The organism is Brevundimonas sp., from assembly GCF_035627055.1.
Lineage (GTDB): Bacteria > Pseudomonadota > Alphaproteobacteria > Caulobacterales > Caulobacteraceae > Brevundimonas.
In genome coordinates this window covers 1-19,480 of sequence record NZ_DASPMM010000001.1, presented here as the reverse complement: position 1 = coordinate 19,480, position 19,480 = coordinate 1, and the positions used below count along the sequence as shown (strand labels likewise).

The following is a 19,480-nucleotide window of genomic DNA, read 5'->3' as shown; positions in this document are numbered from 1 at the left end:
CGGGTCTGCCCATGTCTTTCGGTGCCACGGAGCTGGGGCAGGCGGCGTTCACCTTGGCGCCGGTCAAATTTCCCTGGCCAGCTTGACTTGGCAGGCACGGAACTAGGGAGGTCGTGCGTCAGGGGCTTCCGACACAATGCGCTGCAGTTCGGCACGGGCGATGACGGTACGGCCCCGTAGCTTTTTGGCAGACACCTCACCCATCCTGATCATGTCGAACACGGTGGACCGGCTCACGCCGATCGCCCGGCCCGCCTCCTCGACGGTGTAGGCCAGTTTGAAGGCGTGGCTGTCGCTCGGTTCGGCTCCGACCCCGCTCCTATCGTGCCCCTTGGCCCGGCTCATGAGAAAGGATCGGCCTTCAACCGGCTGGCAAAATAGACCGCTCGCACCTCGTCGTTGGTCACCATCTCGTCGGCGTCCACTGCTCGCGCGAAAACCGTGTACATATCCTTCCCGCCCAGCGGCCCGTAGCTGTCCGTCGGAGGCTCGCCCAAGGACAGCCGGGCGACCTTTCGGCACCCAGCCCCACTGAGAACCGCTGCGACCTTATTGTTGGTCGGCCGCTGTCGGTCGCCGAGCCGCCGCGCGACCAAGTCCGCGACCTCGTCCAGGGTGAAGGCCGCGTGAGCCAGTTCGCGGTCTCGATCCGCCAAGGCCTCTTCTATAATTTCGTCCACGATGGCCCGACCGGCCTTCTCCATTTCCTGTTTGGCCTCGGTGTCTGGCGCGCGACCATGGGCGTCGAAGGCGGTCACATCGCGCTGGAGAAGCCAGCGCGCGGCCAGCTGTGCCCCACCGGCCCGATACCACCGAACCAGTTCGGCGTAGTAGGCTGGCTCCCGCGGTCGGTCGTCTGTCCAGGTGATAAAGTACCGGCGGTCCTGTTTCGAAACCTGCAGGGCATTGCGCATGTTCGTGAAGAAGACGCATGCGATGATGTTGGGCACCTCGTACTGGCGTTCGTGCTTCTTGTTGACCGGGAGGGTATGCGGCGGCGCGGCGATGAGCGGCTTCAGCCGGTTCATCGTCTCCTTCCGCTCGAAGCTGTGCATTTCCTGCACAATCACCAGGCGGGTGTTGGCCGCCCACCAAGTCCAGCCCGACATCAGCTCACCGGCGCCGATTTCACGCACGTTGTCGGCACCGAGGGCGGTGCGAACCGGTTCCAGAACGAGGTCTTTTCCCAGCCCCTCCCAAGTCGAACCGATCAAGATGGCCCAATTCGGCTTTTCCCCGGGGTGCTGGAGGATCCAGGCCAGCCAATCCAGAACGATGTCCCGTTCGCGCTGGACGGGGATCACCAACTTCAGGTGCTGGAGCCAAACCCTTACGTCGTCGTCGGTCGCCGAGGGCGGCAGGTCCGGCTTCGGGTCCTTCCACTGATTGATGCACCGTCCGACCAGGCCCGGCAGGTTCTCCTCAACGAACCGCCCCTGCCCGGGCCGGTAGGTCACGCTCTTAACCGACTGGAGACGTCCGCTGTCGCGCGTCAGCACCGCCCACGCGCAGTCCTTGATCGAGCACGGGTCGCCGATGTGGCTGTTGCGAACGTTGAACATCGTGCGCGTCAGCAGCTCGCCGGTCGTCATGTCACAAAACCGTTCCAGCCGCTCGGCCCAAACGTATCGGTCAAACACTGCCTGCAACTGATCGCTGATGAGCGGACCCCTGCTCTCCTGCCCCGGCACCGGGGCAGTCATGACCGCGTCGAAATCGTACTGCGCGGTGGAGAACGACCCATCGCCATGCTCGGTCGCGAAGCGGCTCAGGAAGTCCCAACCGACCTTGAATGGCGGTCGGAGCGACTGCCATTTGGCCTCGGCACCCTCGGGTGTGTTGGTTGGCCAGAGCAGGCTCCATTCGAGGAACAATTCGAGGGCGTCCGCTTCATTCTCTGGCCCCGCTGCGGCCTTGAGGGCGGCACCGACCTTAAGCCAGCCATCGTAGTCGACCTCATTGGGCAAGGACGCCATCGCACGCCTGATCGCGCCGAAGCTGGGCGCGAGAAGGCTCTCCTGTGCGATTTGGGCACCGCCCACCCTGCCCTCGCGGCGGCTGACGACCGCGTAGCCGCGAGCAATGAGGAGGGCCTCTAACCGATCATAGAATTCGTCCAGCTGCTGGGCCTGGATGACCATCAGATTGGCCGCGCCGATCTCGACGGGCGACTGACCCTCGCTCCAGCGGTAAGGCTGTCCAGTTTTCGGGTGGATGCCTTCGACGACATACTGCTGGCCTGTGGCCAGGAACTCCACCGCTTGGGGCTTGGGGGCCTTCAATTCCACCGCCACTGGCAGGCCACCGTCCTGACCGGTTGCCGCAAGGTCGCTGGCCCGACGGAACGCCAGCGCCCTCTTAGCGAAGCCCGCTCCCGCGAAGACCAAGATGCGTCGCGGGCCGTTGCCGAACCGACAGGGCGCATAGCCCAGCGTGTTCGTTGCCAGTTCGTGCACCTCTTCAGCCAGCGCCGGCTCGTCGATGTCGATGTCGAGCGCCGGGAACCGGCGACCCTGCATTCCGATACCGGCTCCCCAGCCCTGCCAGATCGCAAGATCGGCCGGCACGGCGGTGTGGTCCGTCCAGTCCTTATAGCCGAACCAGAGATCTCCAACCTTCTTGCCCGGGACCTTCCCGCGTTTCTCGCCGAGGTCCTTGAAGCTCGGGCTTCCGGGATGAATTTCCGCATCGTGCGGCAGGATGGGCAGCAGGTCGTCGCGGAAACCCCTGTCTGCGTAATGAGAGAAACTACGCATCAGGCGTTCCTCAGTTCGTCCGTGATCAGCGCACGCCGCACTGGATGCTCGGAGGTGTCGGCGTTAGTCAGGGCGCCAATCAGCCAGAGCGTGAACTGCTGGGCCCGGTACTGGACGTCCTCGCCGAAGGCTGGGTCCGAGGCATGATGGATGCAGGGCTTGTCGTTGAGAGCGTAGACGAGTTCGGGCGAAATGGGCCGGCTGTTCCAAGGGACGCGGTCACCGCGCGACCACAGAATATCGAATGTGTCCGGCAGCCGTTGGCCGACGATGAACATGCCGAGGTCCCCAGTTTCAGACCACAGCGTGGCTTCGAAGAAGGAGCTGATGAACGGGCATGCGGACGTGGCGTAGACCGTGAGAAAGCCTGGCCGAACTGGCCGTGTTTTGGATCGACCGCGCCACGTCAGTCGCGTGGGCCAGCAATCAGCCGGAAATATGCGGTGGACGTCGGACGACGTTGAAGAATGGGAGTAAGTAGACATGACGAGGCCCTTCCCGCGAACATGACCTTTCGGGCAGGCGAACGGGTGCGCTGTGCGCAGAGTTGTTAGAAGGGCGGCTCCTTAAGGAGCCTGTCTCGCCATCACGGCTCACTTCGCGCCACAGCGCTGCACCCCGCGACTACTGGGGATGGCTCTCACGGGGCCATGTCCGAATGTTTAGGCCGCTCCCACAGGCGCCTGACCCCTTTGAGCACAGCGTCGGGAATTTCACGCAATACCCGATCAGTCGGTTTTCCACAGGTTTTGTCGGTGCGAGGGGTACGGGTTTCGCGCGCGAGGGGTTGCCCCCCCGCCGGGGGGTGGGGGGTGCCATCGCACTGCCCAAATAGGCTAAGTTCGGCAGCCGAAGCGGGAAATCCCGAAATGGATCGATTGCGGGACGGTCGACGTACCCACGCAAATTCAGCGGCTTGCGCGTCCCGAATTCCTGTTTCAAATTGATCGCATGAAAATCGGATACGCACGCGTCTCAACCGACGACCAGAACCTCGACCTTCAGGACCGGGCCCTTCGCGGCGCTGGCGTCGAGCAAATCTTCACCGACAAGGCGTCCGGCGCGGCGGCCTCCAGGCCTGGCCTGTCAGCGGCTCTGTCTGCCCTCTCCGCCGGTGACACCTTGGTCGTGTGGCGTCTCGACCGTTTGGGCAGGTCCCTGCCCCACCTGATCTCCGTCGTCGCCGACCTGGGTCAACGGGGCGTCGGCTTTCAGTCGCTGAGCGATGGACTGGACACGACCAGCGCGCAGGGGCGGCTCGTCTTCCACATGATGGGCGCCCTCGCCGAATTCGAACGCGCCCTTATCAGCGAAAGGACCAGCGCCGGGGTTCGGGCCGCGAAGGCCCGCGGGGTCCGCCTCGGGCGACGCCCGACCCTGAACAAGGCGCAGGTCGAGCATGCCCGTGCTCTGATCGCTGGCGGCGAGAGTCCCTCTGCTGTCGCCAGAACCTTCAAGGTGGGACGCTCGACCCTTTATCGGGCGCTGCGGGCAGCGGGTGATAGGGCCGAGGGGCCAGTCTCAGATCTCACATCTCACATGGTTTTAAGTAACGCATAGAGGGATACACCCGGGCCCATACAGAGGGGCGTAGCCTCTGAAAACGATCTGAGATCGGAGATCGGAGATCGTAGATCGGAGATCGGAGATCGGAGATCGGAGATCGGAGACGCCGGCGATCAGGAAACCGCCCTGCGCAATCGGTGGCTAAGCCATTGGGGCGTTATATTATAACAGAGTGTGGCGTTGGGGCGGTCGACGCATGAAACATGCTTCAAGTTGTCAGGTCTTACCGCGCGTCTGACGCCGCAGCTTAAGCAGCCCGGCCGACTGCCCGGACTGTTCAAGTCCGTCCAGCATCGCTGCAGCCTTCGCCGCAGGGGTCGGTTTGGCAGCCTCACGCCGCGCGGACGGCTCAGCAGCCTGCCGCTTCACCATCCTCCGTTCGAGGTATTCCGTCAGCTCCGTCTTCGGGATCATGATTGGGGACCCCGGCAACCAGGCGAGCTCCCCGGCCGTGCGCAGCCGGGCCACGCTGCGCACCGATCGGCGCAGGGCCTGCGCTACCTCCTCCTGCAAGCGCAGTTGTCTAAGTGACCTGGAGCGAGGCGTCCGCAATCCGTCGGTGAGGGCATTAGGGCGGTTGGCTACGGCGCTAAACGTCCCGCCATCCAAACTTCTCCAGATCGATTGGCAACGAACGCTGTATGCCCGATGAGGCGGGCTTGTTGGTCCGCGTCGCGCCGACAGCGGACTCAGAGACCACCGGCAAGCCGACCTTCGGAGCCCCGCGGGATCCGACCCGGGACAGCCGAATACACCGCCGGCTAGTGAACACTCCCGCCGATTGAGCTCGTGCATACTTGCCACCGGAGGAATGGCGCGCGACGGTTCGCAGGTCAGGCGGGGGAATCATGACAAGGTCGTCGGGTAATCCGACTTTTTCGCGAGCGTTGCTCGCCCGATTGGTGGAGGGCACGACCGACGGACGTCCCGACGGTCGGCCGCTGTACGCTTATCGATTTGCACGGGAAGACCTCGACGATATGCGCGCGGTGCTCGCCGCGGGTGGCGTGCGCGGCCTCGCCGAGCTGGACGGAGCCGCCCTCTTCGTCGCCTACGTAGCCGAATGGTTCAGGCGCGACCGCGAAGGGGGGCATTGGGACTGGAAGCGGCCACTCACGGAAATCGGGGTGAGCTATGGCCAGGACGAGCGTTGGGCCGCCATCTCGTATCCGGAACTCTCGGCCACGGTCGAGCGGGGCCTGAGATGGTGGCGACGGCCCTCTCCCGCCGACGGCCAGCGGCTCATTGCCGTGGTCCGCGAGGCAGGCTTCCCGGCCGCAGCTCTTAGGAACAGTCGGGCCGTGCTGGGTTGGCTGCAGAATTCCGTGCGGGGAATCGAGCGCGGATTCACGCCGACGGAAGCGGTCGCCGCCGAGGCTTGGAGGATGAACGCGACGACCGTGGTGCAGGCCACCTTCCAGGTCGCCGTGATGCTTTGCGAGGCTCTTGCCGAGCTACGCGCCCGGGTCCGAGCGGTCGATCCCCACGCGACCGATCCGATCGACGTGCTGGACCGGCTTGATCACGAATGGCGCGTTCGACTTCCCCTTGAGCTGGAGGCCAGGGACGTTGCCGCCGTCATCGAGAGCGTAATCCGATCGCCGCTCGCACGAGCGTCTGCCCTGTTGGTTACTCGATCCGTTCGTCGAACAGCCGGGGGTTTCACGCCTTGGATCGAGCTCGGCCTGTCCGGTGCAGTCGAGCCAGGACGTCTGCCGGGCGCGGTCGCCGAGCGGCTGAGAGGCCTTTCGAGGGCGAGAGTGGCGCCTCGCGGCGATCTCGTGGGTGCCGTCACGGCCGTCGCCGCTTTTGAGACGGTCCACGATGAAGAGGGCGGGCATGGCTGGCGGCTTCGTCCGCTAGTCGGTCGTTTCGAGGTCCCGCTCGCCCTGGAAGTCGACGTGCGATTGGGGCTCCTGGACGTCGAGGGCCGCGTGCTGGAAGAGTTCGTGGCGGAGGGTGGCGACGGTTTGGCCCTGCCGGTCGTCGCGCTTGAGCCGGCCGGCGGGGATTCCCCGGAGACGGCCGAAGAATGGACCGTGCTCGGGTGCTCTTCGGTCCGCACCACCCGGGCGTGGCTGGGCCTCGCCGTTGCCGACGGGCAGCTCGAAGCCGTCGAAGTCATCGGCGAGCGCCGGGTCATCGGTCAGGTTGCGGGAGGCCGCACGCTCCTAGCCGTCTCGGGTACGGCACGTCTCGCGGTTCATGACGGGCTTTCGCTGTCATGGCGAACCGGTTCGGATGCGGCCGCCGCCCCCAGACTGGTCCTCGTCGGTTCGACGGTGAGAGGCCCGCGCGAGACGGTGTTCCGTGGTCCGCCGAGAGTGATCCTGGAAACGAACGAAATCCGGCGGGAAGTGCCTTTGGCCGATATCGTCTGGCGGGGCCGCGGCAAAGGCGGCTGGATACGGGCGTCTCTGGCCTCGCCGCGGGGTCGTGTGATGATCGGCGTGACGGACCGGGCCGGTGATCTGTCCGCTCTCGCGGGCGCCGTCGTGGCCCCGCCGACGCTCGCGCTGCGGGCCGACCGGGCCCGGGCGCGACTGCTCGTCTCCGGGGGCGGTCCCGAGGGCATGGCGGCGCGGGCAGGCGGCCCTTTGCCGGTCCATCGGCAGGGCGACGAGCGCTCCATCGATCTGTCCTCGGTCGCGCCTGGGCGTACGGTGGAGCTGACGTTCGCATGGCCCTCCCCCGCCACCCTGACTCTCCCCAATCCGGTGACGCTTCACGCCCTGCTAAACCCGTCGGGTCGACTGGGCGGCCGGCACGAACGCCTATCGATCGGGCGTCTGCATGGCTGGCGCCTCCTTTGTTCGGAGCCGTCCCGGATATGTTTCGAGCTGACCGGGCGCGACGGGAACGCGCGACCCTTCACACGCCCGGTGGAAGGCGAGGCACCGCTCGTCGCCTACCTCGACGATATTCGCAACCTGCTGGGCAGTTCCGACGCCCTCGACGGCGCCGTGCGCCTGTCCTGGATCGGCGGCGAGGACTGGATTTGCGAGATCCGTCGATACGAGTTCGAGACCGACGCGCTTCCGGAGGGCGGGTCCGAAGCCGACGGTCGCAGGGCTGCATTGCTGGGCGTGCACGCGTTGACCGCGATCGATCTGGGTCGCCCCGAAGCGCCCCCCTTGAGGATAGAGGTGGACGCGCTGCCCGGGGCGGCGCCGCGCGAGCAGTCGCCCCGGGGCGGTCCGTGGCTGGTCGTCGGCGCCGAAATGCGGCCTTCCGTGCTGGGAAGCGCGGGCGAGCCGTACGACTCCGATCCCCTCTCCCACGCCATGCGGATGGTGGACACCGCCGGACGCGAGACTGCGCTGATGGCGCTAATATCGGCGCCTTTCGACTGGACGAGTGAAACGCTCACCCGATGGTCGGCCGTCCCGATCACCGCCGCGGCCCACCGCGTGCCCTATGCGGCGTTCGATGCGCTTCGCCTGCTCCACCGGCGTCCGGATGCGGCGGTCCGGCTGCTCGCCGAAGCGCCGGATGCGGAAGCCCAGCACGCCGTCCTCGCGCTTCAGCGCGAAACGCCCCTGATCTGGGCGGCGACCCCCATCGCTACCTGGATCGAGGCCTTCGAGCGTCGATTGCTGGGGCTGGAGCGACAGCTTTCCGAACTGGGAGTCGACGAGGTTATCGCCGCCCATGACGTGCTTGGTGCGGTCGGCCGCCTGCTCGATGCGGCCCCCGGCCTCTCAACCCATCTCAGGGCGGTCGTGCTCGCCCTTTTCGGCGCCGACCGCGGCCGGCGCGCCGCGGCCAGCTATGATCCGCTGGCTGCGCGCTTGGCCGCCGCGTGTCCGCTCCACACCGAAGAGACCTTGGCCGCCGGGGTCAACACCTTCGTTCAGAGGCACATCGACGGACCGCCGCCCCCGACAGGGCTCGGCTTGGCGACCCGTGCAGCGGACGCGGCCGCGCTGGTCCGCCGTTTCCCGGAGGGCTTCGGCGATGTGGTGGCCGCTCCCTTCGTCGCCGCCGACGCCGGCCGGGGGCGGGTGCGGCTGGACCGCCGCACGGCCGCAGCCTGCCGGTCCGCTTGGCTCTACGACCCGGACCATTTCGAAACCATGACGGCCGCAGCCTGTCGCGGCGGCCTCCAGTGAGCTCCCGATGATCGATCTTCCGCGCCTGCTTGCCCGCACGCCCCGGGATTCTGCCGAGGCCGTGGTCGGGATGGCGCGCCTGAACTCGGCCACCCTCAATGCGCACCTCCGCAGCCGGCTCGGCGGCGGAGCCGGATCGGCCGGGTCGTTCCTGACCCAGCCCTTCCTCGAAGGCGCCTTTCCGTGGTTGCCGGCGCCAGGCGGCTGGGACGGCCTGTCCAGGGATCTTCTGCACCCCAGAACCCTGGAGCTGCTGCGGGCAGTGTCGCGGCCGCCCTACAGCCACCAAGTCGAAGCTTGGGAGCGCTTGTGCGCGGACGAACCGTCGTCGGTGATCGTCACCAGCGGAACGGGCTCGGGCAAGACGGAGTGCTTCCTGGCGCCGATCTTGGACCGTCTCATGCGGGAGTCCGACGGCGGTGCCCGCCCTCTGGAAGGCGTGCGGGCGCTGATGCTCTATCCGCTGAACGCGCTGATCAGTAGCCAAGAGGAGCGCCTGGCGCGCTGGTTCGAGCCGTTCGGGGGCCGACTCCGCTACGCCCTCTACAACGGGGAGATGCCCGAGAGGTCTCCGGCATCCGCGAGGCTGGACCAGCCGTGGCGGATCAACAACCGACGCGACCTTCGCGCTTCGCCGCCGCCGGTGCTGGTCACGAACGTGACGATGCTCGAATACATGCTGATCCGTCAGAACGACGCGCCGATCCTGCGTCGTTCGAAGGACACCCTCGACTTCATCGTCCTCGACGAGGCCCACTCCTACGTCGGCGCCCAAGCCGCCGAGATTGCACTCCTCCTGCGTCGGGTCGCGCTTGCCTTCGGTCGGCGCCCCGAGGAGATCCGCTACGTCGCCACGTCGGCGACGATCGGCGACGGTTCGGAGGAGCCGCTCCGTCGCTTCCTCAAGGAGCTGTCCGGCGCACCGGACGACAGGGTTCATGTAGTCTCCGGACGTCGGGCACCTCTGCCGCCGGAACGCGCCCCGTCGGGCGCATGCGACCCTCACCTTCTCTCGTGCCTGTCGCCTGAGGCCGCCGGCGCGGTGCTGGCCGGTTCGCGACCGCTGCGAGAGGTGCGTGAGGTCCTGCGCGGTGGCGCGACCCTGTCATGGCCCGGGTGGCGAGCCGCCGCCGACCGCGTGGCCGAACGTCGCCTTGAGGAGACCGAGGCGCTCGACCTCCTCGTGCGAGCCGCGGACGCCACGGATCCGGGCGCCGATCCCGCTCTGGCGGCTGCGGGTGGCGCGGCGATCCTGCCGATGCGCGTTCATCTGTTCCACGGCACCCTGACCGGCCTGTGGACCTGCATCTCGCCCGATTGTTCGGGACGCCCCGGGGCGGAAGGGGCCTCAGACTGGCCATATGGCGCGGTCTATCTTGAGCCCCGCAGCCATTGCCTGCACTGCCGCAGCCTGGTTCTTGAGTGGGCTTTCTGCAGCCGTTGCGGCGACGGTGCGCTGAGAGCCGAGGAGCTCGACGGCGGCACCCGGCTGGGAGCCTGGACAGAGAGCGCGCGCGACGACGAGTTCGCCCAGACCCTGCAGCCTGACGAGACGTTCGGCGAGGAACCCGAGGAATCCGACGAGCTTGCCGCGGCCCGTCCGTCTATCAGAAGACGCTATCTCGTTCCGGCCGCCCGAGGCGGTCTGTCGCCGGTGGTCTTGGACCCCGCGTCCGGAGCCTATTTCGACTCCGACGCATCCGGCGGGCGCACGTTCTGGGCCTCGCCCGACCTGCAGCAGTGTCCCTGCTGCGCCGCTGCGCCGCCCCGCGTCGATCCGGATCGCGGTCTTCTTCGGCCCCTCGCCGCCGGTGCCCCGTTCCTCATGTCGCAGATTGCGCCGGGCCTGCTTGCGAACCTGTCGCCACGGGTGGACGTCGACGGCTCGGTCCCGTTCGGCGGGCGCCAGTTGATCACTTTCACCGACGCCCGCCAAGGCACGGCTCGGCACGCCGCCAATATCCAGATCGCTTCGGAGCGAGCCTTCGTCCGCAGTTTCCTCTACCACTCGGTACAGGCGCGATCGCCGGGCGACGAGGCGGCGCGGACCGAAGCGGAGCAGACGATCGCCACGTTGCGGCCTCTCGCCAACGGAGATCCCACGCTCGACCGGCTTCTGCGCGAGGCCGAAGCCAGGCTGGCCGGTGCGGCCGGCGGCGCCCGACCGATCCCGTGGAGCGACATGGTCCGCAGCCTGGCGGCCAACCGCACGCTCCTGGACCATCTGCGCGGTATCTGGAACGAACGGGACGAGCGTTTCGACGACCCGGAGGGCTTGGCCGAGTTTCTCCTCTTTCGTGAGATCATGCGGCGCCCCCTGTCATCGACGAACGCTGAGACGCTTGGTCTGGTCCGCTTCGTCATCCCGGGCGTCGACGGGGGCGACGCGCCCCCACCGGCCGCGGCCGTTGAGCTGGGCCTTGAGCCGTCCGACTGGGCCGATCTCCTGCGCCTGCTGCTGACCCATTTCGTGCGCACCAACGTCGCGCTTGAGTTCGACCAACACGGCTGGATGCCATGGATTGACCGCCGGCAGGTGCCGGTCGAGGTCGCCCTGCGGCGGCCCGGAACGCCGTCCCAGCGTTACGTCCGGTTTTGGCCCTATGCGCCCGCCTCGAGCCGGCCAAGCCGCGTCGTACGCATGCTCGCCCAGGCGCTGTCGCTTCCCCTCACGGACCGCACCAGCCGTGACAGGATCGACGAGCTCCTGCAGGAAGCCTGGCGGGTAATGCAACGGTTCGCCGCTCCATCGGCGAACGGGTTCCGCTTCAGGCTGGGCGGCTTTCACTTGGCCGCCGTGGATCACGCCTGGGTCTGCCCGGTCACCCGCCGGATCGTCGACACAACCTTCCGAGGGTTGTCGCCGTACGATCGTGCGGGTCTTCCGCATCCGCAGGCGACCCCCGTCGTACTCCCCGCTCTACCGTTCCCTTGGCTTCGCACCACCGGGGGGGAGCCGATCGAGATCGGGGCCGTCGAGCGATGGCTCGCCGACGATGAGCAGCTGAACACCCTGAGAGCCTTGGGCGTTTGGGGCGACCAGCAGGACCGGGCGGTGGTGATGAGCCCGTGGCTGCGAGCCGCCGAGCACTCGGCCCAGGTGGATGGTCCAAGGCTCCGACGCTACGAGGACGAGTTCAAGGCCGGGCGCATCAACGTCCTGAGCTGCTCGACTACGATGGAGATGGGGGTCGATATCGGCTCGATCGAGGCGGTGCTGAACACCAACACGCCCCCGGCTATCGCCAACTACCGGCAGAGGGTGGGACGCGCCGGGCGCCAGAGGCAGCCGATCTCGGTGGGGCTCACCCTGTGCAAGGACCGACCGCTCGACCGGGCGGCCTTCGCCGATCCCGAGGCCTTTCTCGCCAAGCAGATGCGCGCGCCGAAGGTGAGCCTTGAGAGCCCCACGATCGCCCGTCGGCAGGCGTCGGCCTTCCTGTTCGCGCGATTCCTGAACCAGCAAGGTGCGGAGCTGCACAAGCTGACCGTCGGCGCCTTCTTCGGCCTCGGCAGACCGGAGACCGAGGCCGGCCCTACGTCGGCGGATGCGTTCCTGAACTGGCTCGACGACGCGGCGAGAGACCCGACGGTGCTGGACTGCCTCGACGACCTCCTGAAGGGCACGCCCCCCGCCGTCGACGTCAGGGCGGGACCCAGAGCGGAGCTGTGGTCCGAACTCCGCGAGCGGATGGAGACGGTGGCCGCGGAAATCCTCGCAGAGTGGGAATCGCTGGCCCGTCAGGGTCCTAATGACACGCTCACGACGATCGAGAACCGGCCCAGGGACCTTCAGCGTGAACGGCTGGAGAAGGCCTATCTGCTGAGTGAGCTGGCGGGTCGCGGGTTCCTGCCGTCCTACGGCTTTCCGACGGATGTGGTCCAGTTCGCCACCGACACGACCGGGGATAGGCGACGGGCGCAGGGGCTGGGCGTCGGGACGGAGAACCGGGTGTCAAGCCGCGGCTACCCTTCGCGCTCCCGGGACATAGCGGTGTTCGAATACGCGCCAGGCCGGGGCATCGTGGTCGACGGCGTCGTGCGCGAGTCCGGCGGAGTGACGCTGAACTGGAAGCGCCCGGTCGACGAGCTGCACGTGCGTGAAGTCCAAAGCCTGCGCACGGTGTCGGCCTGCGGCCGGTGCGGAACCCTCTGGTCCTCGCCCTCCGCCGCCGATCGCCGGGAGTGTCCGGAGTGCGGCTGGAACGAACCCGATATCGTCGAATACCTCGCCCCCGGCGGCTTCGCCGTGGCGAGCGACTACCGCGCTCATGACGACGCCTCCGATCTGGGACACCTTTCGCCGGTCGACCCGCGGGTCTCTGCGCGCGGCGGGGTCTGGCGGTCCCTTCCCGATCCGACCGTGGGGCGCTTTCGCACCAGCCCGACGGGGCTGGTGTTCTGGTACAACCCCGGACCGCACGGCCACGGGTACGCAGTCTGCCTGCACTGTGGACGCGCCGAAGCGGAAGACAGCGACCAGGGCGGGACAGCTCTGGCTGGCCACCGGCCTCTCAGGGGCGGCCCCCGTTCAGACGCCGCCGGACTCTGCACAGGCGCCCCGGAGGTGAACGCGTTCGCGGTGCGCCGTCGCCTGCGCCTCGGCCACGAAATCCGCACCGACGTCTGCGAGCTTCAACTGTACGCCTGCCCTTCGCGCGAAGCGGCGCTCGCGATCGCTCTGGCACTTCGTGAAGCGGTCGCGCGCCGCCTCGGGGTGGATCCCGACGAGATGGGCTTCGCGGCGCCGCCGAGCCGCGCCGCCGACGGCGGTCCGCGGACCTGGAGCGCCGTGATCTTCGACCGCGCGAGCGGCGGGGCCGGGTTCTGTGCGCATCTGGCGGAGCATCCCGTCGAGGTTCTCCAGGACGCGCGAAACATGCTCGACTGCGGGGTGCCCGGCCGCTGCGGCGACCCTGAGGCCGCGAGCGTCTGCCCGCTGTGCGTGCTGGGGCCCGACAGTCAGTATTCGGCTGAGGACACCGATCGGCTGAACGCCTTCGCGATCTTGTCCGAGGCCGTCCGCAGGCTTGACCTGCCCGAGGCGCATCAGCTGTTCGGAGCGGCGACCGAGTACGAGAGCGCGCCCTTGAAGGAGGCGATCGGCGCGGCACTCCAAGCCCGGCCCCGGGCCTGGGCGATCGTTCCCATGCGCGGAGAGCCGACCGAGTGGGAATTGGCCGAATGGCCGCTGACGCCGACCCTCGGGCTTTGGACAGGCCGCGGCCGCCGAATTTTGCTGGCCTGCGACGGGGCGCGGCTCAGGGCCGCCGATCCCCTGACTCGCCGCCGCATTGTCCTTTGGGCCCAACGCCAGGGCGCCGAGTTGGTCGAGTTCAGTGACCTCGATCCGCGCTGGTTAGCTGTGGTCGCCGACGAGGCGGGCGGCTTGGCCTGGGCTTCGGCCGAGGCCATGACCGGCACCATCGGCGCGTCTTGGGGTACCCTATCGTCCGCGCCGGTGGTGCGCGGCGGGGCGTCCACACCAGCCGTTCCGTCGCCGCTCGACGTCGAGGCCCTGCTGCGGGAGGCACCGCGCGAGACGATCGTAGAGGTCGGGTCGGAATTGGACGGGCCGTCGCAGGGCTTCGGCGCCCGGCTCAGGGCCCTGCTGTGCGACGCCAACCCCGAGATCGCCCGGGCCTTGGCCGAGCCATGCACCAAGCTGGTCTATTGCGACCGCTACGTCTTCTCTCCCACCGCCGCCCGTCTGGTCACGGAGCTGGTCGCCGGCTTCGCCGCGCCCGACGCGGACATCGAGATCCGGTCTAGGAAACGGCCCACCAGCGAGCGGAAGAACCCCGTCCTGATGCGCCATAATTGGCGCTTCATGGAGCATCGGCGGCAGGTGATCGAAATCATGCTCGGCCCGGTGTCGCCACGGGCCCGCTTCTCACCCTTGGACGAGACCCCTCACCGCCGCACCCTCGCCTTCGAGGGGCCGTCGGGTTCGGGAACGATCTTCTTCGATCAGGGGACCGGTGCCTGGGAGACCGACGGCGAATTCGACTTCGGGGGAACCCCGAGCGAGCAGGCGGAACGACTGGGCGAGCCGTTCCGGATCGCCTGCGACGTCGACGGCACCTTCGTGGCGGTCCGGTTGGTCGGGACCCCGTGACCACCCGTCCTGCTCGATTCCACACCCGAACCCCGGCGGGCATACGGCGAAGGTGACTCCGCCGTGCGCGACCTCTAGGTCTAGGGTCACGACAGATTCTCATCGGTCCCCATGCACGGTCCCGCCATCCTCTGCCGCAGCCTGTCCATCGCCACGCGCACGGATCGCTACGGCAATCGATGGCAGTACCATTCCCGCAGCGATCATCATTCGAAGGTCGCCTGCTGGGGCGTCGTCTTTGATCTGCTCAGGACGAACACCCTGCTGCGGCGCCACGTGCAGGAGGGCGTGGTGGCGTTCGGGATCAATCACGAGATGCGCGACTTCGTGCACGACCGGAAGAAGAACCTCGACCTGGTGCTCTGCACGCCCTCGGGGGCGCCCGGCGGCCGTCCGGCCGGTGCGGGTACCTTGGTCGAGCTCGCGCGCGAATATGACATCCTGCTCAACGAGGCGGAGGCCGCGGAACTCAAGGGCCTGCCGGTCCTCACCCGGGCTCCGGTGGGCTCGGTGTTGATCGCGCTGGAAGCCAAGGCCTGCATGACCGCCCACCAGCGCGCCCTGCCACGCCTGTACGACGAGCTGAATTCCTCGCATCTGACCGTGCACGGGTCGAGCGACCAGGCGATCGCAGCCGGCTTCACTATGGTCAACATCGCCGGGCGATATCTCAGCCCGGACCTGAACAAGCGCAACCGCGCCCGCGAACCGGAGTGGAGCGTTCATCGCCAGCCTCGGGACGCCCAGCTGGCCGTAGACAAGATCCGCCAGCTTCCTAAACGATCGAAACCCGGGGACACCGGCTACGACGCCCTAGCCATCGTCGTCGTGGACTGCGTCAACGACGGTTCGCCAGTCCGTCTGATCGAAGCCGCGCCGTCACCCCGGCCAGGCGAGATCTATCACTATGCGGCGATGATCGACCGGCTGTCGCACACCTATTCGACCCGCTTCGGCGACCTCTGACCTCAGGCAGCCGCTTTCAGCGCAGGGGCCCCGCCGACGGAGGCGAGGTGCGCCTCGATTGCGGCGATGAACCCCGGTGCGAACCGCAGCTTGGCGACGGCCGTGCGGCCGAGGAAGCCGGCGGTGGCGCGCGCGCTGAGCGGCGGGCCCTCGTAGCGCAGGAACTCGTGCAGGTGCGCCGGCCGCACGGCCACGGGATCCGTTCCAATCCGCACGGTGCGACGGACCCGCCCGTCGAACCGCGCCGCCTTGGGAAGACGTCCGGTCAGGGGGAAATCGCCGTCGAGCCCCTGATCGTAGGCGCCCGGTTCGACCAGACGCCGGCCCAGCCATTCGGCGACCGGCACGCTGACCGCGCTCCCCACCAAGGCCCAGCGCGCGGAGGCGCGGCCGACGTTCTCGGCGGCCAAGGTCCAGTCGGCCTCGAAGCCCTGTAGACGCTCCGCATCGCGGAGGTCCGGCTTCACCACCCGGCCGTCGGGCATCAGGATAGCCGGCGGGGACGGAATGCCCACCGAGGATCCGTTCTTGAGGGTCGGCACGCCGTCCGGGGCCCAGCCCAGACCCGCCCGCCCCTCGGTCCAATAGAACCCGTGCGCCACTCGTCCGAGCGCCGTCTCCGGCCGCTGCAGCCGGGCCTCGTCGGCGAACAGGACGGCGGACGGATCCTCGGTGCGCGAGGCGACCAGAATGACCCGTTCGCGACGCTGGGGCAGTCCGAAAGCGAAAGTGTCCACCACGCGCCATGCCCAGCGGTAGCCGAGCTCTTCGAGGCTGTCGACGATCCGCCGCATGGCGTCGCCGCCGCTCAGCTGGAGCATGAACGGCACATTCTCAAGGACGATCCAGCGCGGTTTGGCGTCGGCCGCGAGCCGAAACACCTCGCCGACCAGGCCGCTGCGCAGTCCGTCCAGCCCCCGAACTTGGCCCGCCTGGCTGAGGTCTTGACACGGGAAGCCGGCGGTGACGATCTCGACGTCTCCCGGCAGCGCCTTCAGTTCGCAGACGTCACCGCGCAGGTCAACGTCTGGCATTCGCTCGCTCAGGACCGCGCGCGCCGGGGTCAGCACCTCGCTCAACAGCACCGCCTCATGGCCTGCCTGGGCGAACCCGACTTCCAGTCCGCCGATACCGGCGAAGAGCCCCGCAACCTTCATGTCTGTTCCGATTCCGCGCCGCGTGAGTTTCCATCGTCCGGGCGTTCGCCCTCGTAGTCCAGCGCCGTTCCCAGCCACGACGCATTTGCACCGCACCAAACGCCGCGCCTCCCGTCCACGACCAGCAAGAGCCAACGGCGTTCGGCTGGGTTACCAGAACGATACGTCAAAATCGGTCATAGGCAGCCATAGCCGCACAATCCTGCAGCTGCCGACCCCGGTCCGGGCGGACTCAGTAGCCGGCGACCTCACTCAGCAGCGTCGAGAACTTGGCTTCAATCTGAGTGATTTGGCCGCTGCTGTAGATTTGCGGAAGGTCGACGATGGCGTAATGACTGGCAAGGGTAGAGGCGCCGGGCTGGAATCCACTGGCCCGCGCCACCGCAAATAGGCCGCGCCGGTAGAGCGACCGGTACTGGGAGCTGTGCCGTCCCCACAAGGTGGGGCACCGTCCCAGACTGAATATTCGGCACGGCCCGAGCGACGGCTTGGTCACCAAGGCGAGATCGAACATCCGGGCCAGCATCTGGCGCATCTCATCCAAGGTGCCGGTTCCGACCTTGTCCTTGCATTCGATGATAAGCAGCGGCAGGCCCCGCGGATTTCCCGTTCGTCGCCGCGACCTCAGCGCCATGGCAACGGAGCGCGGGAGCATGGACACGTCACACTCGTGCGAGGCGCCGCTTCGGCCGATCCAGACCAGACTGCCATGCAGCTCGTAGGCCTTCCCTTGCGGGTCCTCGATCATGACGAACATTGGCGCGGCGGCGCTTGAAGGACCAATGCCGGACCCGCCGGCAGTGAAGACGAAGTCGTGCCCCGGAGGCAGAGGCGTGTCGTCGCCCCGTCGTAGCGAAACCGTCCATCCCAATGACCGCGCGGTCATGGCCAGCCGGATCAGAATCCAAGCCTCCAAGGCCTTTCCCGCGCCGGAGGGGACGGCGAGGCTCGTGTGAGCCGCCCGGAAGGCGCGCAGGGCGTTGCGGAGGTCGGCAGCCGCAGCCGGGGTAATCGCCATCAGGCTGCTCCGTCGTCCAGGTCCGCGCCGACCCTCCGCAGGGCGGCTTCAAGCATCCGTCCCGCAGTCTCGTCTCCGACTAGCGCCGTCCCGCGCGGCAGGCGCACGCCTTCGCCGGACCTGTCCACGAAGCGCACCGCCACAGGCTCTCCGCCGGTCAGTTCTCCGACAGCACGCTCCGTCCATGCCAAGCCGAAAGCCGGCTCTACCAGACGCTCGGCGATGAACGCCAAGGCGAAGCCCGCATCGTCCGAAGGTGCCGCCGGCAGAACTTCCGTATCAGTGTTGATGTCCCGCTTCGCCGGTTTGTGCCGCTTGTCCACTTCTACCTCGAAGTCGACGTCGTCGGGGGGAGGATTGCGTCGAACCTCTAGGGCCATCAGCAGTTCACCCGCCAAAAGGTCGAATCCCTCCTCGCGCAGGATCGCAATTATGGTGTCTAGGTCCTCTCGATCGGCCACTGAACTCTCCCTCCGCCAGTCACCGAACCGGCTAGCGCGTTAGGCGAAGGTGTCAATCACTTCAGATGCGTTCCGCGGCCCCTCCCGCGCCGCGAATCGTCGGGCGGTCACGGCCCGCTTGGGCTAGACCGGGGGGATGACGACACCGGATCCGAAGACCCTCGCCCTGATACTGGTCGACTACCACTCCGGGGCCACAGTGCGCGCCGAGGAAGACGCCTGGTGGGCGGACCGCACCCTCACCGTGGCTCAAAGCTGCTTCCGCGCGGGCCGCTCCCTGACGCCGGGCGAAAGGCTGCACGGCCATCAGTGTCGTCCCGGCCACGACCGGTGCCGCGCATTTGGCGAACGGCTCCAGGAAGATGCCGACCAACTCGGGTCTTACAGTGCGTTCGAGCCCCTTTTCGCCCGCGTGAATGCGCTCACCAAGGACGTCCGCAAGGCGGGCGAACTGATGGCCTACGACGCCGCGGATCGGATCGCGCTGCGCCTCGGGATCCCGGTCGAGCGCATCCATCTTCATGCGGGCACCGCACAGGGCGCTCGGGCCCTCGGCCTCCCGCAGGGACGCGGCCGCAAATGGATCGAGGTCCGCGACTTGCCCAAGGGGCTCCACGCCCTGTCCGTCCGCGACGCGGAAAACGTCCTGTGCATTTACGCTGACCAATTCCTCTCAAGCCCGGACGGGTTTCGTCCCTTGGCGGACCCGCGTAGATCCGCCTGCACTCGGCCGCCGAGGCGCCGGTCGAGGTGCTGATCTCACTCGGCATCCGACGCAGAAAGCGAGCCACGCCGCGACGGCTCAGGCGACGGCGCACCCCATGGGCGACGCAACCGAGTTTCCGATTAGTCCGATCGAGCTGTTTCCGCAGAGTGGCTCTTCCGAACGTCAGCCATGAGCCACACTCGGCCATCCCACGGACGGGAGCCTTTTAGGGTCACTCGTAGGGTTATAGGCCCCATCCCCTCCCAACACCTTCAAACATAAGTACTTTCCGGGAGGTTCTGGCGGAGACGGAGGGATTCGAACCCTCGGTACGGGAATCCCCCGTACGGCGGTTTAGCAAACCGCTGGTTTCAGCCACTCACCCACGTCTCCGGCTGCGGCTTGGAGAGGGCGCTATATAGACGGGTTTCGCGCGGTTCAACCGCGCCGCGCAACCGCCCGAACATCGATCCGCATGTCGAGCCGCATCTCCTCGCCTGGCTCCAGCACCTGCATGCCGAGCTCCGCCCATTCCGCTTCCGGCGCGTTGAGCGCAGCGTTGGCGTGCGTCACCGGCTCGGCCACGAAAATGCCTCCGCCGGCGGGCGAGTAAAGCTGGA

At 67.6% G+C, this 19,480-nt stretch carries 13 protein-coding genes, 1 tRNA gene and 1 pseudogene; 6 read left to right on the top strand and 9 right to left on the bottom strand.

Annotated features, from left to right (window positions below):
• Positions 1–102: 102 nt before the first annotated feature.
• From VEA98_RS00070 to VEA98_RS00060, 3 genes are read right to left on the bottom strand one after another with little or no spacing between them, the layout of a single operon-like run.
• Complete coding sequence (locus VEA98_RS00070) at positions 103–345, bottom strand: helix-turn-helix domain-containing protein (protein ID WP_324809831.1); 243 nt, start codon at positions 343–345, stop codon at positions 103–105.
• Positions 342–2,756, bottom strand: a complete 2,415-nt coding sequence (locus tag VEA98_RS00065) for a DUF5906 domain-containing protein (protein WP_324809829.1) — start codon at positions 2,754–2,756, stop codon at positions 342–344. The genes VEA98_RS00070 and VEA98_RS00065 overlap by 4 nt, the downstream gene beginning before the upstream one ends.
• On the bottom strand, positions 2,756–3,034 hold the full coding sequence (locus tag VEA98_RS00060; protein ID WP_324809827.1) for a hypothetical protein: 279 nt from the start codon (positions 3,032–3,034) through the stop codon (positions 2,756–2,758). The genes VEA98_RS00065 and VEA98_RS00060 overlap by 1 nt, the downstream gene beginning before the upstream one ends.
• Before the next feature lie 673 nt (positions 3,035–3,707).
• Between VEA98_RS00060 and VEA98_RS00055 the strand changes: the two genes are divergently transcribed.
• Complete coding sequence (locus VEA98_RS00055; protein WP_324809826.1) at positions 3,708–4,316, top strand: recombinase family protein; 609 nt, start codon at positions 3,708–3,710, stop codon at positions 4,314–4,316.
• 222 nt (positions 4,317–4,538) lie between these two features.
• On the opposite strand, the gene VEA98_RS00050 is transcribed toward VEA98_RS00055, so the two are convergent.
• On the bottom strand, positions 4,539–4,835 hold the full coding sequence (locus VEA98_RS00050) for a helix-turn-helix domain-containing protein (RefSeq protein ID WP_324809824.1): 297 nt from the start codon (positions 4,833–4,835) through the stop codon (positions 4,539–4,541).
• Here VEA98_RS00050 and VEA98_RS15235 point away from each other — a divergent pair.
• The 4 genes from VEA98_RS15235 (at position 4,735) to VEA98_RS00035 (ending at position 15,518) form a co-directional block, all read left to right on the top strand.
• Positions 4,735–4,974 carry a helix-turn-helix domain-containing protein gene (locus tag VEA98_RS15235; RefSeq protein WP_414642115.1) on the top strand — a complete coding sequence of 80 codons (240 nt, stop codon included), beginning with the start codon at positions 4,735–4,737 and terminating at the stop codon, positions 4,972–4,974. The two genes, VEA98_RS00050 and VEA98_RS15235, sit on opposite strands and share 101 nt — an antisense overlap.
• Before the next feature lie 235 nt (positions 4,975–5,209).
• The gene (locus VEA98_RS00045) at positions 5,210–8,434 is read left to right on the top strand and encodes an STY4851/ECs_5259 family protein (RefSeq protein ID WP_324809822.1); all 3,225 of its coding nucleotides are present in this window, start codon (positions 5,210–5,212) and stop codon (positions 8,432–8,434) included.
• Positions 8,435–8,441: 7 nt separating this feature from the next.
• Positions 8,442–14,552: a DEAD/DEAH box helicase gene (locus tag VEA98_RS00040; RefSeq protein ID WP_324809819.1), complete on the top strand. Its 6,111-nt coding sequence runs from the start codon at positions 8,442–8,444 to the stop codon at positions 14,550–14,552.
• A gap of 111 nt (positions 14,553–14,663) precedes the next feature.
• Positions 14,664–15,518, top strand: coding sequence for a hypothetical protein (locus tag VEA98_RS00035; RefSeq protein ID WP_324809817.1), 855 nt, complete (start codon positions 14,664–14,666; stop codon positions 15,516–15,518).
• A 2-nt stretch (positions 15,519–15,520) separates the two neighbouring features.
• Here VEA98_RS00035 and VEA98_RS00030 read toward each other — a convergent pair whose 3' ends face one another.
• The 3 genes from VEA98_RS00030 to VEA98_RS00020 form a co-directional block, all read right to left on the bottom strand.
• Positions 15,521–16,675, bottom strand: coding sequence for a DNA cytosine methyltransferase (locus VEA98_RS00030; RefSeq protein ID WP_324809815.1), 1,155 nt, complete (start codon positions 16,673–16,675; stop codon positions 15,521–15,523).
• Between the two features lie 232 nt (positions 16,676–16,907).
• Positions 16,908–17,693, bottom strand: a complete 786-nt coding sequence (locus VEA98_RS00025; RefSeq protein WP_324809813.1) for a hypothetical protein — start codon at positions 17,691–17,693, stop codon at positions 16,908–16,910.
• Positions 17,693–18,154 carry a hypothetical protein gene (locus VEA98_RS00020; protein WP_324809811.1) on the bottom strand — a complete coding sequence of 154 codons (462 nt, stop codon included), beginning with the start codon at positions 18,152–18,154 and terminating at the stop codon, positions 17,693–17,695. The genes VEA98_RS00025 and VEA98_RS00020 overlap by 1 nt, the downstream gene beginning before the upstream one ends.
• Positions 18,155–18,290: 136 nt before the next feature.
• Here VEA98_RS00020 and VEA98_RS00015 point away from each other — a divergent pair, with 136 nt between their 5' ends.
• Positions 18,291–18,911 (top strand): hypothetical protein, encoded by a 621-nt coding sequence (locus tag VEA98_RS00015; RefSeq protein WP_324809809.1) that lies wholly within the window; start codon positions 18,291–18,293, stop codon positions 18,909–18,911.
• Between the two features lie 249 nt (positions 18,912–19,160).
• On the opposite strand, the gene VEA98_RS00010 is transcribed toward VEA98_RS00015, so the two are convergent.
• Together VEA98_RS00010 and VEA98_RS00005 are read right to left on the bottom strand one after the other, a co-directional pair.
• A tRNA-Ser gene (locus VEA98_RS00010) sits at positions 19,161–19,253 on the bottom strand.
• Positions 19,254–19,298: 45 nt separating this feature from the next.
• A pseudogene (locus VEA98_RS00005) lies at positions 19,299–19,480 on the bottom strand (hypothetical protein); the annotation flags it as partial.

Excerpts from the sequence above, each read along its gene's own strand:
- VEA98_RS00030 (WP_324809815.1), bottom strand. The coding sequence starts at position 16,675 with ATGAAGGTTGCGGGGCTCTTCGCCGGTATCGGCGGACTGGAAGTCGGG.
- VEA98_RS00070 (WP_324809831.1), bottom strand. The coding sequence starts at position 345 with ATGAGCCGGGCCAAGGGGCACGATAGGAGCGGGGTCGGAGCCGAACCG.
- VEA98_RS00040 (WP_324809819.1), top strand. The coding sequence starts at position 8,442 with ATGATCGATCTTCCGCGCCTGCTTGCCCGCACGCCCCGGGATTCTGCC.
- VEA98_RS00035 (WP_324809817.1), top strand. The coding sequence starts at position 14,664 with ATGCACGGTCCCGCCATCCTCTGCCGCAGCCTGTCCATCGCCACGCGC.
- VEA98_RS00025 (WP_324809813.1), bottom strand. The coding sequence starts at position 17,693 with ATGGCGATTACCCCGGCTGCGGCTGCCGACCTCCGCAACGCCCTGCGC.
- VEA98_RS15235 (WP_414642115.1), top strand. The coding sequence starts at position 4,735 with ATGATTGGGGACCCCGGCAACCAGGCGAGCTCCCCGGCCGTGCGCAGC.
- VEA98_RS00015 (WP_324809809.1), top strand. The coding sequence starts at position 18,291 with ATGACGACACCGGATCCGAAGACCCTCGCCCTGATACTGGTCGACTAC.
- VEA98_RS00055 (WP_324809826.1), top strand. The coding sequence starts at position 3,708 with ATGAAAATCGGATACGCACGCGTCTCAACCGACGACCAGAACCTCGAC.
- VEA98_RS00060 (WP_324809827.1), bottom strand. The coding sequence starts at position 3,034 with ATGTTCATCGTCGGCCAACGGCTGCCGGACACATTCGATATTCTGTGG.
- VEA98_RS00065 (WP_324809829.1), bottom strand. The coding sequence starts at position 2,756 with ATGCGTAGTTTCTCTCATTACGCAGACAGGGGTTTCCGCGACGACCTG.